Source organism: Rhizobium sp. SRDI943, from assembly GCF_057653695.1.
Map to the genome: position 1 here is coordinate 2,038,508 of NZ_CM172787.1, position 15,485 is coordinate 2,053,992.

The window sequence follows — 15,485 nt, forward strand, 5'->3', positions numbered from 1 at the left end:
TATTCGTGATGAGGTGTGCCGTATGCCATTTAAGAACGCAACACAGGCCGTTGAAGCGAGACCGTCTTGGGAGCCTCGGCGCGCGCGAGATCTGCGAGAAATTGTTCCATTAGCGGGGAATCACCAAACCGACGATAGTTGCGCTCTGTTTCAAGCGAGAAGTCGGGCTTTGCTTTGACCAAACTGGCCATGGTCGCCTTGGCCTTGTCCAGCTCTGAGCGACCAGCCTGCAACGCGGTTTGAATGAGCAGGCAATTCGAATCCTGCGGCGCGCGGATCAGGCACTCTTGGATAACGCTCGCAGCTTCATCGCTACGACCAGCCGCATAAAGCGCCTGACCATGCACATAAGCATAATATTCGGGAGCTATGGGATGAAGACGGCGGGCACGCTCAGCATTCCGTAATGCTCCATCGTAGTCACCAAAACGAACCTGGGCTTTTGCGAGCGCCATCATGCTGTCAGGATCATTCGGATTGAGTTCCACCGACCGGTGTCCCGCTTGTAAAGCACCAGCGTAATCGCCGCTTGCAGCCAAGCCGTAGCTCAATACCTGATATCCCATCGCCAGATTTGGATCGAGTCGGATGGATTGACGCGCCTCGCTCAAGCCAATCTCCAGGTCTCGGTCTGTGGCGTGGCCGCTGACGTTTTGCGTGACATCGAAGATATAGGTCATACCGAGATTGGCACGCGCCACGGCATAAGCCGGGTCTAATTCCAAAGCCCGCTGGAAAAGTCCTCGGGCGGAAAGAAGCCCCTCGGCATCTTTCGAATCGTGCGTGAAACGAGCGCGTGCCTGAAGAACGAGATCGTAGGCCTGCAAATCCTTGGTTGGGCGTTTCATCGCCTCTGCGGCTTCAGACTTGCGGACAAAGGAAACAAGGTGGGCAACGATCTCGGATGTCAACTCGCTTTCGACCGTGAATATATCATCGATATGGCGGTCATAGCTGCGCGACCAGAGGTGAGCTCCGCTATTCACGTCAATAAGTTGAGCGGCGACGCGGAGTTTATCACCCACCCGTCGAGCGCTACCTTCGATGACGTAGGCCACACCCAATTTCTCGCCGACCTTGCGGACATCGGCTTCCTGGCTTCGCATCGCATAAGCCGAGTTGCGGGCAATCACCTGAAGTTCCGAGTTTCGGGCAAGTTCAGTCGTGATGTCTTCCGTCAGCCCATCGGCAAAGTAGGCCTGTGTTGCCTCGCCGCTCATATTGTCGAAAGGCATAACAGCCACAGACGGCCGAGGGTCCGGCCGTTCACCGCTGGCAAGCACCGAAAGCTCAGCCGGTATCCGGCCGATCATTGCCGCGAGAGGAAGCGGCTGGATTGCGATTCCGATGAGCACGAGCGACGCAGCCCCAAGACAATAGCCAAGGCGAGCGCTCACGTGCGGGACAAGAGCCGCGTACCGGCTCCATTTGCTTCTCCGTCGTCCAGCGCGCGTGACCGCATAGACATCGAGTGGTTCAGGAAGGTTTTTGGCATTCCGACGTCCAATGCGGAAAAACTCGTCGCCTCGACCCCGGTCAGCACTCAAGACCACCGCACCACTAACAAAGATACTGCCAGGATCTGCCATTGCCTCAAGGCGCGATGCGACATTCACGCCATCGCCGTACATGTCACCATTGTCTTCGATGACGTCACCAAGATTGATGCCGATCCGAAATTCAAAGGGCCGCCTATCGAAGCCGTTCTGAATCTCCACCGCCGCATTCAACGCTTCGTTAACGCTCGGGAATGTAGCGAGGAAGCCATCGCCAGAGTTTTTGAATGTTCGGCCTCCATGGTGCTGGACCGCTGGATCGATCACGTCGTCAAACACGGAACGCAACTCCGCATACGTCGTCGCTTCGTTTTCCGCCATGAGCCGACTGTAGCCGACAATGTCCCCGGCGAGAATCGCTGCGAGCTTACGTTGCATCGCGGAACTTCCTGTTCGCATTTCTGTCACGTTCCACTGCCGATCGTTCTTCCGGGTGGAAGATCCACCATGGGCAGTGAAGAGCGATAGCAAAGAACGAACGGCTGGATTAGCCGTCGTTGCTCGCATGAAGTTATGAATGTGGTTTCTAAATAGGCGAACTTCCGCGCTGCAACCGATGTCTGCAGAACCTCTCCAAGGGAAGCTTAAGCTCAACTGATTGCATGCTGCGGCAGGCATCAAGAGGGTTGAGTCCTGCTGGTGCAAAAAAGGCAGACAACCTTCGTCGACGATCGTTGGCTGTCGGGCATTTATGAACCTCATTTCTAACATCATGCAGATAGTACCGCCTAATGCTCCATGCTGAGGCGAGGTAACGTCCCCAACCAACCGCCGTCTCCAGTGCGATGCCATGTCCGGAGAAGATGAGGCGCGTCTTGGGTCTAAGGTCTTTAGCGCGGCCTGCCAGCAACGGCGCTGGCGCGCGCAAATCCACCGTCCTTTCAGGGCTTCGAAAGCCTGTATTCGGGAAGAACACGCATGACAAAAATTTTTGCGTCCGTTGTGATCTCCACCTTGATCCTGGTGTCGGCGACGGCTCCTGCCGCAGCGGAGGGAGATGTCGCCTTGGGACAAAAAGCGTTTCAGCGCTGTTCCGCCTGTCATTCGACCACGGACCAGAAAAAGGCTGGACCGGGGCTCGGTGGCGTTGTCGGGCGCGCAGCCGGCTCTGTGGAGGGCGTCCGCTATTCGGCGGCTATGAAAGCGTCGGGATTAGTATGGGACGAGGCGACGTTGGACCGGTTTCTAGCAGCGCCCCGCGAAGTTGTACCGACAACCACAATGACCGTGAGCGTGTCCAAGCCTGAGGATCGGCTAAACATCATCGCTTACCTGAAGTCCCTGTCGGAGTAGCGGCGAACCTCGTGGCTCAGCAAGCCGGCGATCGATGGGCACCCGACCCGGCTGATCATCGCTGACCCCGTCTTGGGTTGACGTGTCAGCTCGTGCTTTTGCTTCGCATTCAGAAGCCGCCTTTCTAACGTCGTGCAGGTTTCGCCAACTAATTCGGCGGCGCCGGACAAGCTAACGTTATCCCGGAGAGCAGGCTCTTGGTCGACGGCGTCTCATCATCCCGGAGGTGCTGGCGGCACTCCCGTCGCCGTCGCTCTCCTTAGAGATCGACGGTCAACGAGCACATCCAGTATGAAACATCGGAGAACCGACCAGTCATGATCACACTGAATATCAACGGTAATCAGCACAAGGTCGATGCCGACCCAGAGACACCCATCCTTTGGGTCCTGCGCGACACGCTCGGTATGACCGGGACCAAGTTCGGCTGCGGCGCCGCGCTTTGCGGCGCGTGCACGATACATCTGGATGGTGAGGCCGTCCGTTCCTGCAGCACCCCTCTCTCCGCTGCCGAGGGCCTGACCATCACCACCATAGAAAAAGCGACCGACGGCAGCGACCGTGTCGGCGCAGCGGTGCACGCAGCTTGGGTCAAGCACGATGTAGCGCAGTGCGGTTATTGTCAGAGCGGTCAGATCATGAGCGCCACGGCGTTCCTCGCATCCCTGCCCTCCGGTTCGCAGCCGACTGCCTCGGAGATCGATTCGGCAATGGAAGGCAATATTTGTCGTTGCGGAACTTATGTCCGCATCCGCGCCGCCATAGCCGATGCTGCCAGCAATCTCGTCTGAAGGAGACGCCATATGTTGCCGAATAGCGAATTACCACGTGCGCTGCAGCACATGCTGGAACGGGGTCGTTCGACGGCGGTTCAGGCGTTGCCACGCCGCAGCTTTCTCAAGCTGACGGGGGCCCTCGGTCTGGCTGTCGGCATTTTCCCGCATCTGGCCGCGGCCCAGTCCACCGACGCGGATGAGGTGCCCACCGCTCTGAAGCCGACCGAGCGGCCTTCTGCATTTGTTCAAATTGCGCCAAATGGCGAAGTTATGGTCACAATCAACCGGCTCGAGTTCGGTCAAGGCGTCCAAACGGCATTGCCGATGATCCTGGCCGAAGAACTCGACGCGGACTGGAATTTAGTACGCAGCCAGCTCGGCACCAATGACATGGCCTATGTTGATCCGCTCTTCGGAATGCACCTTACCGGCGGTTCGAACACCATCAAGAACAGCTTTACGCAGTATCGCGAGTTGGGTGCCCGCGTCCGCGCCATGCTACTCGCAGCCGCGGCGGACCGCTGGAACGTGGATGTTTCGACGCTGCGAACCGAGGCCGGTGTGGTTCTGGCTTCTGATGGCCGCAAGCTCGGCTATGGAGAACTTTCCGAAGCGGCCATGGCCCTGCCCGTGCCTCAGAAAATAGCGTTGAAAGATCCGAAGGATTTCCGCATCATCGGCCAACCCACCCAGCGTCTGGACGCACAAGCCAAGAGCAGTGGCCAACAGAGTTTTGGCATCGACTTCAAGCTGCCGGGACAATTGACGGCCGTGGTGGCTCGCCCTCCGGTCTTCGGAGCCAAGATAGCCTCCCTGGACGACAGCGCAGCGCGTTCAGTAAAGGGCGTGAAAGCTGTTTTGCGGGTGCCGCTGGATCGCGGTGCAGAGGGCGTGGCCGTGGTGGCCGACGGATATTGGCAGGCATCTCAGGGCCGCAACGCCCTTAAGGTGGAGTGGGACACATCGGCTGTCGAAAAGGTCGATAGTGAAAAGCAACTTGCCCAGTTTCGCGAGATCGCCAATCGCCCCGGCCCGCGCCAGTTCGATGCCGACATGGCGCCATTGGAAACCGCACCCTTGAGTCTGGAAGCCGAGTTCGTGTTTCCATATCTCGCCCACGCGGCGATGGAACCGCTGAACTGCACGGTTCGGCTTTCCGACGATCGTGCCGAGATCTGGATGGGAAGCCAAAGTGCGGGGCTCGATGCCGGCGTTGCCGCAAACGTGCTCGGCCTCAAGCCGGAACAGGTCGTGGTGAATGTGCAAACATCGGGTGGTGGCTTCGGCCGGCGCTTTTCCAGCAGCAGCGACACGGCAATGGAGGCCTGCCAGATAGCCAAAGCCGCCAGGGCGGCGGGGCTGAAGGCGCCAGTGCGCACGCTTTGGAGCCGCGAGGACGATATGAGGGGCGGCTACTACCGTCCAACGCATCTTCACCGCGCTCGCATTGGCTTCGACAAAGAGGGCAATGTACTGGCCTGGGACCACACCATCGTCGGCCAGTCCATACTGACGGGAACCGTGTTCGAGAAGTTCCAGGTGAAGGACGGCATCGATGCCGCCACGACAGAGGGGATGCGGAGCCCCTACCCGCTTCCCATGCGCCTGACAGTACATCATCCTGCTGCCAACGTGCCGGTTCTGTGGTGGCGCAGCGTTGGCTCCACCCATACGGCTTTCGTGATGGAGACCTTGCTCGACGATATAGCGAGAGCCACCGACCAGGATCCGGTCGCATATCGAATGAAGATGTTTGGCGATGAGCATCCTCGTCATCGCGATGCACTGCAACTCGCCGTAGACAAGAGCGGTTACGGCAGTAGGACATTGGCAGAAGGCCGGGCCTGGGGTGTGGCCGTGCACGAATCCTTTTCATCCGTGGTGGCCTACGTGGTGGAAGCCTCCGTCGTCGATGGGCAGCCGAAGCTGCATCGGGTCACGGCGGGGGTGCACTGCAATCTGGCCGTCAACCCTCGGACCGTGGAAGCGCAGGTCCAAGGCGCGGCGATCATGGGCTTGTCGACGTGCCTTACCGGCTCGGAAATCACGCTCAAGGACGGTGTTGTGGAGCAAAGCAACTTCAGCGAATTCACGGTGGCAAGGATCACGGATGTGCCGGAATTCGACGTCAACATCGTTCCAAGCGCGGATGCACCGACAGGCATGGGCGAACCCGGCCTGCCGCCTTTGGCGCCGGCATTTGCCAATGCCATCTCGCGTCTGACAGGCAAGCCGGTCAGGCAGATGCCTTTCAACCTCGCTTAGAACCTGGCTCGGACGAGAGCCTGCCCGGGTCCTGTGCGCCGCTGAATGCAGCGAGCCGCACAGGGCCGCGATGTTCCTGTCGCGTGACGTCTTGGCAATAACGGCGCTAAGATTTCGCAGTCAGCGATGACCGCGCGCTTCATCAGCAATCAGGACAGGCAGGACCTTACATCTATCGGCAATCGCGCTACTGAGGTCAGTCCCCCAACCCATCGCGACCATCTTGCGTACAGCCCTGGCAGGAGCGTCAGCCTTTGAAACGAAGCGCCTCGACGAGGAGCGCAAACGCGGCCGTATGCTGACGTCTGCTTGGGTAATACAGGTGATAGCCAGGGAACGGCTGGCACCAATCGTCGAGGACTCGGATCAGTCGCCCGTCTGCAACGTATTGTGAAACCTGACTTTCGAAAGTGTAGGCAAGCCCGAGCCCATCCAAAGCAGCGGCTTCCAGCATCAAACTATCGTTGATGATGAGCGGCCCATTCATTCTGACCACAAGCTCCTCGCTGTCGCGCTCGAACTCCCAGGCATACAATCCACCTCCTGTGGTTTGCCGGTAGCTAATACCCCGGTGGTCGCCGAGATCGCGGGGCGTCATCGGGATTGTGCGGTTCTGGAAGTAGGACGGCGATCCCACGACCGCCATGCGAAGGTCAGGGCCGATCCTGACGGCAACCATGTCCTTTTGAACCTGTTCTCCAATGCGAATACCGGCGTCGAACCGGCCGGCCACGATATCCGTCAGGCCCTCGTCAAGAATGACCTCCATTTCAATATCCGGGTATTCAGCCAAGAATGTTGTCATGACAGGCCAAAGCACGCTCATGGCGGCATATCGAAACGTCGTGATGCGGATAGTGCCCGCCGGCTTGTCACGAAGTGAGGTGACGGCAGCGATCTCGCTTTCGATGTGTTCGAAGGCAGGGCGGAGGTTCCGAAGCATACGCTCTCCGGCATTGGTCAGCGACAAGCTTCGCGTAGTGCGTGAGATTAGCCGCACCCCCAGCCTCTGCTCCAGCATCCTGACTGAGTAGCTGACGGCAGACTGGGAAAGTCCCAGCTTGGCAGAGGCGCGCGTGAAACTTCCGGCCTCGGCGACGGCGATGAAGGCTGCAAGCTCGCTGAAATCACCGTGCCTCATTTATCTCCCTCATTTCTAACTTCATGCCGATTATACCAACTAATCAAAGTTTGTCTTCATTGCTACCTGTCATTTCACAAACCGCTTGAACGGCATGCAAGAGAGACAATGATGATGGAAGCCGCCCCCGCACTATTTGAACCCTTCGTTTTCGCCAATGGGATCACGCTTCGAAACAGGGTCGTCATGGCTCCGATGACGACGTGGTCAGCCAATGACGACGGAACAGTCTCGGATGAGGAAGTGTCCTACTATCGACGTAGGGTGAACGGCGTTGGCCTCGTTCTAACGGGTTGCACGCATGTCTTGCCCAATGGCATCGGGTTCACGGGCGAATTCGCTTCTTATGATGACAGCTTCACACCAAGCCTCCGGCGTCTGGCGGAGGCGGCCAAAAGTGGCGGTGCGCCAGCGATTCTTCAAATTTTTCACGCCGGCAGCAAGGCCGTGCCGGCGCTTATCCCGGACGGAGACGTTGTCAGCGCCAGTTCGCTGCAAGTTTCACCCGGTCCTTTCAATCCAGGCGGCGGCACGACGCGCGCACTGAGCCACGAGGAAATCCTTGATGTGATTTCTGCTTTCGGCGAAGCAACCCGCCGCGCTATCGAAGCCGGCTTCGATGGGGTCGAACTGCATGCGGCCCACGGCTTTCTGATCCAGAACTTTTACTCGCCGCTCCACAATTATCGCGACGACGAATGGGGAGGCTCGCTGGAAAAGCGGATGCGGTTTCCGCTCGCCGTGGTCCGCAACGTGAGGCGGGTGATAGGCACACACGCGACGCGTCCGTTTCTTCTGGGATACCGGGTCCCGCCGGAAGAACCTGAAGAGGGCGGCCTTCGTATTGAAGACACCTACGAACTCATCGAGCATCTGATCGACGGCGGCGTCGACTACATCCATGCTTCGCTGACGAGCGTACTCGAAGCCCAACCACTCGAAGCCATCGCCGATCGTCCTATCGCTGAACTGATCGCCGCCATGGTAGCGGGGCGCGTTCCGGTTATCGCCGCTGGCCAGATCAAGTCACCCCAACAGGCGGAAAGCGCCCTTCATCTGGGCCTTTCGCTTGTGGCTGTAGGCCAAGGGCTGGTGATAAACCCGGAGTGGGTCGAACTTTCACGCAGTGGCAATGAGAAGCTGATCGAGAACGAGATCAGGACCACGACAATCCCGGAAATTGCCCTTCCGGCCAAACTCTGGGGCGTCATCGAGGCGGCCACCGGCTGGTTCAACATCAACGATGATCACGAAGAGCAGCGGCAGAAGGCCACCGCATAGAGCATCGGCACACAATCTTCGCATGAAGGAAAATTCGATGAGTAAGGTTTGGTTGATCACAGGAGCCGGGCGCGGCATGGGCCTGGATTTCGCAAAGGCGGTTCTGGCTGTTGGCGACAAACTCGTTGCAACCGGCCGCAACCCGGAGCGCGTTGCCAAGGCGATCGGCCAGTCGGAAAATCTGCTCGTCGTCACACTGGATGTAACCAAGCCGACCGACGCGGACTCTGCCGTCAAGGCCGCACTCGAGCGCTTTGGTCGCATCGACATATTGGTCAACAATGCCGCAAACTTCTACTCAGGCTATTTTGAGGAGCTGACGCCGCCTCAGATCGATCTGCAACTGGCGAGTAGTCTCCTCGGCCCCATGAGTGTCACCCGCGCCGTCCTGCCGGTGATGCGCCGGCAGGAATCCGGCAAGATCATCTCGATCTCATCGACGGCCAGCCTGCTGGGCTTTGAGTTTTGCAGCGCTTACTCTGCCGCGAAGTTTGCCCTCGATGGTTGGATGGAATCGCTGCAGCCCGAAGTGGCGCCGTTTGGTATCGAAACGATGATCGTCAATCCGGGCTTCTTCCGCACGGAATTGCTGACTGACGAATCAACTCAATATGCTCCGTCATCTGTCAGCGACTACGACGAAAGGCGCGCCCAACACCTGGCATTCTGGAAGTCCGCCAACGGCCAGCAGAGCGGCGATCCCGCAAAACTCGCCCAAGCGCTGATCACCCTGGTCAACCAACCGGAGCTACCCCGCCGGTTCATCGCCGGAGCTGATGCTGTTGGCATGGTGGAACAGAAAATCGCGCTGTTGAAGCAACAGATCGATGCCTACCGGGACCTTTCAAGTTCGCTTGCCTTTGACGTGAAATCCCAAGCCTGAAACGACGCTTTGCTGATGCTCAGTAATTCTTCATGGCAAGATGCGGCATGCCACCGTCAAGAAATTCCGCGCCATAGGCAACGAAGCCGAAACGCTCGTAAAGCGGCAGCTTGTCCGCCTGCGCAGTGGGATAGAAGCGGTTGCCGCGCGCGTCGCGGTGCAGTTCCATTGCACGCCCGATCATATCAGCCGCAATGCCGCGGCCGCGCCATCGGCCGGCAACCGCAACCCGGCCGATCTTCACATGTTCCTCGGCGTAAATCACCCGTAGCGTGCCGGAGACTTCGCCCGCCGTGACGGCTACGAGATGATGGGCGCTGAGATCGTCGGCATCGAATTCTTCGACTTCGGGAACCTTCTGCTCATGCACGAAGATAGCGCGCCGCAGCCGGAAGGCCTCATTGCAGAGCGTACTGAAAACCGGGACGCTGAGGATCGCCGTTTCCATCACCATCCTTGCCTCCCTCAGGGATACGGCCCAAAGCCCTCCGCCGGACCAGCGAAGGGCTGCCGGCAAAATCAGCCGGGCTTCTTCTTTGAAAACTTGTTCTTCGGTGCGCCGCCGCCCTTGCCCTCATATTTGGGGCCTTCGAATTTCGGCTTGTCGGACTTCGGCCCATCGAAAGGGGGTTTGCCCGGCTTCTTGCTCCAGGGCTTGATATCCCGTCTTTCCCCGCCGCTATTGTCGGCCGCGACATATCCGCCGCCCGGACCCTTGCCGAACTTGTTCTTCGGCCGCTCGCCGCGGAACGAATCATCCGGCCGCTCGTCGCGCGATGGCTTGCCGGCATAGGGCTTCGGCGCAGGCGCCCGGCTGAAATCCGGCGTGCCGGAAAGCCTGGTCACGCGGATGCCGCGTTCGAGCGCCTTGTTCGGACCGATCGCCGCCAGGAAGCTTTCCGCACTTGCCGCGGCGATCTCCACGAAAGTTTCCTCGGGCTGCATCTTGATCGCGCCGATCTCGCGCTTCGTCACATTGCCGTTGCGGCAGAGCATCGGGATCAGCCAGCGCGGCTCGGCATTCTGCTTGCGCCCGACCGAGACGGAAAACCAGACGCTGGCGCCAAAATCTTCGCGCGGTCCCTTCTGCGCCGGCTCGTAGGGCTCGGCATTGTCGCGGCGCTTGCGGCTGCGGTCGTCCTGCACTGTAACTTCGATCAGATCTTCCGGCGCCGAATGATTGGTGCGGTAAAGACGTAAGAAAGCGGCGGCGAGCTTTTCGGCGCCGTGGCTGGCGAGAAGCTGCTGTACCAGCCCCTGCTCTTCCTCCTGCGGCGTTTCGTTGAAGATCGGATCGGCGAGCAGCCGCTCGTCGTCGCGCTCGCTCACTTCCTCGGCCGAGGGCGGCCGCGCCCAGGCAGCCGAAATACCGGCATTCTCGAGCAGGCGCTCTGCCTTGCGCCGTGCATTCAGCGGCACGATCATGGCGCTGATGCCCTTGCGTCCGGCCCGGCCGGTTCGGCCGCTGCGGTGCAGCAGCGTGTCCGGATTGGTCGGCAGGTCGGCATGGATGACGAGATCGAGCCCCGGCAGGTCGATGCCGCGGGCGGCAACGTCAGTCGCGATGCAGACGCGGGCGCGCCCGTCGCGCATCGCCTGCAGCGCGTGGGTGCGCTCGTTCTGCGTCAGCTCGCCGGAAAGCGCCACAACGGCGAAATTGCGGTTGTTGAACCGCGCCGTCAGATGGTTCACGGCGGCACGCGTCGAGCAGAACACGATGGCATTGGTCGCCTCGTAATAGCGCAGCACGTTGATGATCGCATTCTCGCGGTCGCTCGGGGCAACCATCAGCGCGCGATATTCGATGTCGATATGCTGCTTTTCCTCGGCCGCGGTGCTGATGCGCACGGCATCGCGCTGGTAGCTCTTGGCAAGCTTAGCGATCGCCGCCGGCACCGTTGCCGAAAACATCAGCGTCCGGCGTTCGTCCGGCGCCGCATCGAGGATGAATTCGAGATCCTCACGGAAGCCGAGATCGAGCATCTCGTCGGCCTCGTCGAGCACGGCGGCCTTGAGTTCCGACATGTCGAGCGCCCTGCGGCGGATATGGTCGCAAAGCCGGCCGGGCGTGCCGACGACGATATGGGCGCCGCGTTCGAGCGAGCGGCGCTCGCTGCGGATGTCCATGCCGCCGACGCAGCTGACGATCACCGCGCCGGTCATCTCAAAGAGCCATTCGAGCTCGCGCTTCACCTGCAGGGCAAGCTCGCGCGTCGGGGCAATGACGAGGGCGAGCGGCGCGGCGGCATTGCCGAAGCGCTCCCTGCCTTCGAGCAGCGTCGGCGCCAGCGCCAGGCCGAAGGCGACGGTCTTGCCGGAGCCGGTCTGGGCCGAGACCAGCGCGTCGGAAGCGGCGAGCGCCGGATCGAGCATCGCCTTCTGCACCGGGGTGAGTTCGGCGTAACCGCGCTTCTGCAACGCCTTGGCGATCGCCGGAACGACGCCGTTAAATTCTGTCATGAGTTCGATCTTTCGGAGCTGTCAGGCGCGTTGCTGCGCCATGGCCGGAGCCAGCCGGCGGGGTATTTGCGCCGTTCCTAGCCGCTCCCGCGGCGATTGTCAAAGCGTGCGGCTACGCCACAGCCAGGCGTCGATGCGGCTTGCCCGGCCGCGCAGCGCCGTTTCCAACGGTCCCTCCATCCGGCCGGACTGCGTGAGCACGCTATTAGGGCCGGCGGCGCGGACGATTTCGGCGCTCAAGGCAAGTTCGACGCCATGGCGGGCGGCGACCTCCATCAGCCGGCTGCCTACATTGATGGTGTCGCCTGCCGCCGTGATCTGCTGCCGGTCGCCGGTACCGAGACGCGAGGCGACGATCGGGCCGCAATGGGCGCCGACCTTGAAGCCGATCTTCTTCGGGGCAAAGCCCGCATGCGCTTGAAGCCAGGCCCGTGTGCGCTCGCACAGGCTGACCGCGCAGGCAGCGGCGCGGGCGGCATCGTCATCGGCGGGCTCCGGCAGGCCGAACAGGATCATCGCCCCGTCGCCCATGAAGCTGGTGATGGCGCCGCCATGGGCGCGCGCCTCCTCGTCGACCAATTCGAAGAAGCCGCTCAGCATCTCGCTCACCGCCACCGGCCCGACATTTTCGCTGAGGCCGGTGAAGCCCGAGAGATCGATGAAGATGACGGCGGCGTTCTGGCGTACTGGCGCGGCGAGAAAATTCGGATCTCGCGCCAGCCACTCGCCAAGGCCAGGCGCCTCGATGCGCTGCAGGAGCGCGCTCTGCTCGGCGAAATGACGGGCGCGGCCACGGTCGAGCCAGAGTTCGGCCGCGCCATAAGCCAGCGCCGGCGGCAGTGCTGCGGCGATCGGCAGCGCCGCACTCAGCCAGTAGCCATGCGCGAAGGCCGACAAATTGAGCATCGCCCAGACGATCAGCGTCAGCACGATGATGATGTAGCCTGCCGCACTCCGGCGCCAGGCGACCAGCGACACGAGCACGATCGCCAGTCCGACGGCGGTGGCGGCATCGATCAGCCGCATCCGGTGGTCGCGCACCATGCCGTCGCCAGTGACGAGATGGGTGATCGCCGTCGACATTACCTCGACGCCCGGCATGACGGGATCGAACGGCGTCGGGAAGACGTCGCCGCCGCCAGTCACCGTCGAACCGATGACGACGATACGACCAGTGACCGCATCCGCCGAAAGCTTGCCATCAAGCGCATCGGCGGCGCTGAAGGTGGCGATGCTGCCATGCCCGCCATAAAAGGTCACCGGCAGGCGCTGGCCGACATCGGTGGGAATTCGCAGCTTTCCGAGCATGATGGCATCGGGTTCGATCGTGGGATCGACGCCGAGCGCCACCGACGCGACACGCAGCGGAAAAGCTGGATCCAGCCGGTCTGCGGCACGCGAGATCAGCGGAATGAAGCGCGGCGTGCCAGTCTGGTCGGTTGCGACATTGACGATGCCGACCGCGGCGGCCTCGGCAAAGCGCGGAAGCGGCAACAGCAGCTGGTTTGCCTCAGGGATGGCTGCAAGCGGATCGCCGGCCGTATCCGTGACCCGCTGGCGGCTTTGCGCGAAAGTGGCCGCAGCCGCAATCACGCTCGGCCCCTGGCGCAAGGCAGCAGTCAGCGCCGCATCACCCGCCTCCGGCCCCGGATCGACCAGCAGAATATCGATCGCCAGGGCCTTCGGCTTCAACGCGGTGATCGCGCCGGCGAGGCGCGCAAGTGTCGCCCGATCGAGCGGATAGCCGTGCGCCCTAGCGGTGCGGTCGTCGATCGCAACGATCGAGACGACGGGAGGCGGTGTTTTCGCCCCGACGATGGCGCTGCGGATATCGACAAGCGAGGCTTCCATCCGATCGAGAAGGCCGCTTTCGGCATTGAGATTGACATAGCCGAGCGCAGCTCCCCAAAGACCGGCGAGCAGCAGCGCGATCACTGTCAGCAAGCGATGGTTCATGGGACTTATTGGCCGAGGCGGGCAAGAAGGGCAGCGGCGCGCGGCGCCGGCCAGCGACGCACGACGAGGGGTTCCGTTCCGCCGGTAACGTCGACGCCCTCGCCCGGCGACAGCACCACCGCCTCGCCGGCCGGCCGGCGGACTGCGACGCTGCCTCTGACGACCAGCACCGAGGTCTTGCCGCCTGCGACATCGACAGCCCATTGGGTGCCGCGCACGGCAGCGATCGCCTGCGGCGTCACGACCTGGAAACCACCCGCGTGCTGACTGCTGTCGACATCGACGAGGATGGCCTTGCGCCGCAGCGACGCCGAATCAGGGCTGCCGTCGCGGTTGCGGTCGACGAGGCTGTAGGCGGCTCCGGCCTCTGCCGTCACCGTGACGCCGCCGGGACAACTGAGCACCTGGCGGGCGCCGGCATCACGCGATACGGTGCAGCCGGCAGACTGCGCAAAGGCCGCCGCATGCGGAATGAGGCCGATAGCGAGCGCGGCGGCAAGCAGGCTGCGAAGCGTCGTATTCATGGAAAGTCCCCTTGACCGTGCGGAACAGCTCTTTTGGAAAGCGCCCGCCAACCGTCTTCTTCCATATGAGGCATGATAGCCGAATTCAAATATTTCCCTAGGCAAAAAAAGCAAACCGGCGCAATCGCCGGCGGAATTCTTACGTTCTACTATCCGTTTCAAGCACCGGTCCGGCATAACGCGCCCGCGGCCTAATCAATTCGCCGCTGTCGATCTGCTCCATCGCATGTGCAAGCCAACCGGCGGAACGGGCAAGCGAGAAAATGATGATCGGCGCCTCCCTTGGGAGATCGAAGGCGGCGGCCATTGCGGCAAGCGCGAAATCGACGTTGACCTTCTCGCCGACCATCTCCTCGCCCACTTCCCGGACCTCGGCAAACTGCGGCGGCAGAGGGAAGTGCGACAGCAGCGCCAAGGCTCTGACATCGCCATCGGGATAGAGCGGATGGCCGAAGGCCGACAGGCGATTGCCCTGGGCAAGCGTACGGCGAATCGCCTGCTCCGCCCCGAGCGTGGAAGCGGTCTCGATCAAGGCGTCGACGCCTTGCCAGGCGCCGCCGTGCAGCGGCCCTGTCAACGTCGCCAGACCGGACAGCACGGCGGCTGAAAGGGCAGCACCTGCCGATGCCGTGACCCGCGCCGCAAAGGTCGAGGCGTTGAGTTCGTGATCGGCAAGCAGCACCAGCGCGCGACGCAGGCAATCGGCAGCATCCGGCCGCTGCCAGCTTGCCGCAAGCCGCAAATGCAGCGGCTGGTCGAAAGGTCCCGGCGCGAGCGCATCGGCGACGGTACGGAGAACGCCACTTGCTTCACGGCGAAGTGCTGCCTGCGAGCGACCGAGCGATGGCAGATCCGATGTCACCCGCCCTGCCAGCGCCAGGAACGCCGCCTGAAGCGACGGAGCGGCATGCCCGGTTCCGCTGCCGGAGGAGAGTATTTCCGCGCCGTTCCAGAGCAGCGCCGCCGTCTGCTCCAGCGTCGCGACTTCAGCGAAACCGGCCGCATCCTTTCCGCGATAGAAAAGCCGTCCGCCGATGATGGTGGAAATTGCCGACGACAAAACCGGATCGCCCCAGCGGATCGCCTCGGCGGCCACCGTTTCAGTCTTGCGGCGGCCGGCATGGCGTTCGGCAAGCCGCGTCACGTCGGAAGCCTGGTAGAGGCTGCGGCGCGGGTCGGCGGGATCGGGCTTGGCGCGGATGCGCCCACGGCTGACATTGGCATAGAGCGTCTGCGGCTTGGTCTTCAGCGCCTGCAGCGCCTCCTCGGCGGTCAGCCACGACATCGGAGCCTCACATTGATCAATTGCGTCAAGATTGACGTCAATGAAACTAGGTCGGATCATCCGGA

At 61.6% G+C, this 15,485-nt stretch carries 12 protein-coding genes; 5 read left to right on the plus strand and 7 right to left on the minus strand.

The genetic code is table 11. From position 1 onward, the window contains the following. Positions 1-29 precede the first annotated feature (29 nt). Positions 30-1,934, minus strand: coding sequence for an adenylate/guanylate cyclase domain-containing protein (locus AC245Y_RS10660; RefSeq protein ID WP_017994118.1), 1,905 nt, complete (start codon positions 1,932-1,934; stop codon positions 30-32). 540 nt (positions 1,935-2,474) lie between these two features. On the opposite strand from AC245Y_RS10660, the gene AC245Y_RS10665 reads away from it, so the two are divergent. From AC245Y_RS10665 to AC245Y_RS10675, 3 genes are all read left to right on the plus strand, one after another. After that, positions 2,475-2,849 carry a c-type cytochrome gene (locus tag AC245Y_RS10665; RefSeq protein ID WP_017994119.1) on the plus strand — a complete coding sequence of 125 codons (375 nt, stop codon included), beginning with the start codon at positions 2,475-2,477 and terminating at the stop codon, positions 2,847-2,849. A gap of 317 nt (positions 2,850-3,166) precedes the next feature. Next, positions 3,167-3,640, plus strand: coding sequence for a (2Fe-2S)-binding protein (locus tag AC245Y_RS10670; protein ID WP_017994120.1), 474 nt, complete (start codon positions 3,167-3,169; stop codon positions 3,638-3,640). Between the two features lie 12 nt (positions 3,641-3,652). Next, positions 3,653-5,890, plus strand: coding sequence for a xanthine dehydrogenase family protein molybdopterin-binding subunit (locus AC245Y_RS10675; protein WP_017994121.1), 2,238 nt, complete (start codon positions 3,653-3,655; stop codon positions 5,888-5,890). 247 nt (positions 5,891-6,137) lie between these two features. Here AC245Y_RS10675 and AC245Y_RS10680 read toward each other — a convergent pair whose 3' ends face one another. Further along, on the minus strand, positions 6,138-7,031 hold the full coding sequence (locus AC245Y_RS10680) for a LysR family transcriptional regulator (RefSeq protein WP_017994122.1): 894 nt from the start codon (positions 7,029-7,031) through the stop codon (positions 6,138-6,140). 108 nt (positions 7,032-7,139) lie between these two features. On the opposite strand from AC245Y_RS10680, the gene AC245Y_RS10685 reads away from it, so the two are divergent. Together AC245Y_RS10685 and AC245Y_RS10690 are read left to right on the plus strand one after the other, a co-directional pair. Continuing rightward, positions 7,140-8,312, plus strand: coding sequence for an NADH-dependent flavin oxidoreductase (locus AC245Y_RS10685; RefSeq protein ID WP_017994123.1), 1,173 nt, complete (start codon positions 7,140-7,142; stop codon positions 8,310-8,312). Positions 8,313-8,349: 37 nt separating this feature from the next. Continuing rightward, entirely contained in the window at positions 8,350-9,195 is an 846-nt protein-coding gene (locus tag AC245Y_RS10690) for an SDR family oxidoreductase (protein WP_017994124.1), read from the plus strand. 19 nt (positions 9,196-9,214) lie between these two features. Here the strand turns inward: AC245Y_RS10690 and AC245Y_RS10695 are convergent, their stop codons facing one another. The 5 genes from AC245Y_RS10695 to AC245Y_RS10715 all read right to left on the minus strand — a co-directional run bounded on the left by AC245Y_RS10695 (position 9,215) and on the right by AC245Y_RS10715 (position 15,420). Continuing rightward, entirely contained in the window at positions 9,215-9,649 is a 435-nt protein-coding gene (locus AC245Y_RS10695; protein WP_017994125.1) for a GNAT family N-acetyltransferase, read from the minus strand. A 65-nt stretch (positions 9,650-9,714) separates the two neighbouring features. Further along, positions 9,715-11,655 carry a DEAD/DEAH box helicase gene (locus tag AC245Y_RS10700; RefSeq protein ID WP_017994126.1) on the minus strand — a complete coding sequence of 647 codons (1,941 nt, stop codon included), beginning with the start codon at positions 11,653-11,655 and terminating at the stop codon, positions 9,715-9,717. 99 nt (positions 11,656-11,754) lie between these two features. Continuing rightward, on the minus strand, positions 11,755-13,611 hold the full coding sequence (locus AC245Y_RS10705) for a CHASE2 domain-containing protein (RefSeq protein ID WP_017994127.1): 1,857 nt from the start codon (positions 13,609-13,611) through the stop codon (positions 11,755-11,757). A gap of 5 nt (positions 13,612-13,616) precedes the next feature. Continuing rightward, positions 13,617-14,135: a FecR domain-containing protein gene (locus AC245Y_RS10710; protein ID WP_012757528.1), complete on the minus strand. Its 519-nt coding sequence runs from the start codon at positions 14,133-14,135 to the stop codon at positions 13,617-13,619. A 139-nt stretch (positions 14,136-14,274) separates the two neighbouring features. Beyond that, positions 14,275-15,420: a citrate synthase gene (locus AC245Y_RS10715; RefSeq protein ID WP_017994128.1), complete on the minus strand. Its 1,146-nt coding sequence runs from the start codon at positions 15,418-15,420 to the stop codon at positions 14,275-14,277. Positions 15,421-15,485 lie beyond the last annotated feature (65 nt).

Bases quoted from the DNA above. Each gene is read 5' to 3' on its own strand.
- AC245Y_RS10665 (WP_017994119.1), top strand. From the start codon at position 2,475: ATGACAAAAATTTTTGCGTCCGTTGTGATCTCCACCTTGATCCTGGTG.
- AC245Y_RS10700 (WP_017994126.1), bottom strand. From the start codon at position 11,655: ATGACAGAATTTAACGGCGTCGTTCCGGCGATCGCCAAGGCGTTGCAG.
- AC245Y_RS10670 (WP_017994120.1), top strand. From the start codon at position 3,167: ATGATCACACTGAATATCAACGGTAATCAGCACAAGGTCGATGCCGAC.
- AC245Y_RS10690 (WP_017994124.1), top strand. From the start codon at position 8,350: ATGAGTAAGGTTTGGTTGATCACAGGAGCCGGGCGCGGCATGGGCCTG.
- AC245Y_RS10660 (WP_017994118.1), bottom strand. From the start codon at position 1,934: ATGCAACGTAAGCTCGCAGCGATTCTCGCCGGGGACATTGTCGGCTAC.
- AC245Y_RS10680 (WP_017994122.1), bottom strand. From the start codon at position 7,031: ATGAGGCACGGTGATTTCAGCGAGCTTGCAGCCTTCATCGCCGTCGCC.
- AC245Y_RS10695 (WP_017994125.1), bottom strand. From the start codon at position 9,649: ATGGTGATGGAAACGGCGATCCTCAGCGTCCCGGTTTTCAGTACGCTC.
- AC245Y_RS10705 (WP_017994127.1), bottom strand. From the start codon at position 13,611: ATGAACCATCGCTTGCTGACAGTGATCGCGCTGCTGCTCGCCGGTCTT.
- AC245Y_RS10715 (WP_017994128.1), bottom strand. From the start codon at position 15,420: ATGTCGTGGCTGACCGCCGAGGAGGCGCTGCAGGCGCTGAAGACCAAG.
- AC245Y_RS10685 (WP_017994123.1), top strand. From the start codon at position 7,140: ATGATGATGGAAGCCGCCCCCGCACTATTTGAACCCTTCGTTTTCGCC.
- AC245Y_RS10675 (WP_017994121.1), top strand. From the start codon at position 3,653: ATGTTGCCGAATAGCGAATTACCACGTGCGCTGCAGCACATGCTGGAA.
- AC245Y_RS10710 (WP_012757528.1), bottom strand. From the start codon at position 14,135: ATGAATACGACGCTTCGCAGCCTGCTTGCCGCCGCGCTCGCTATCGGC.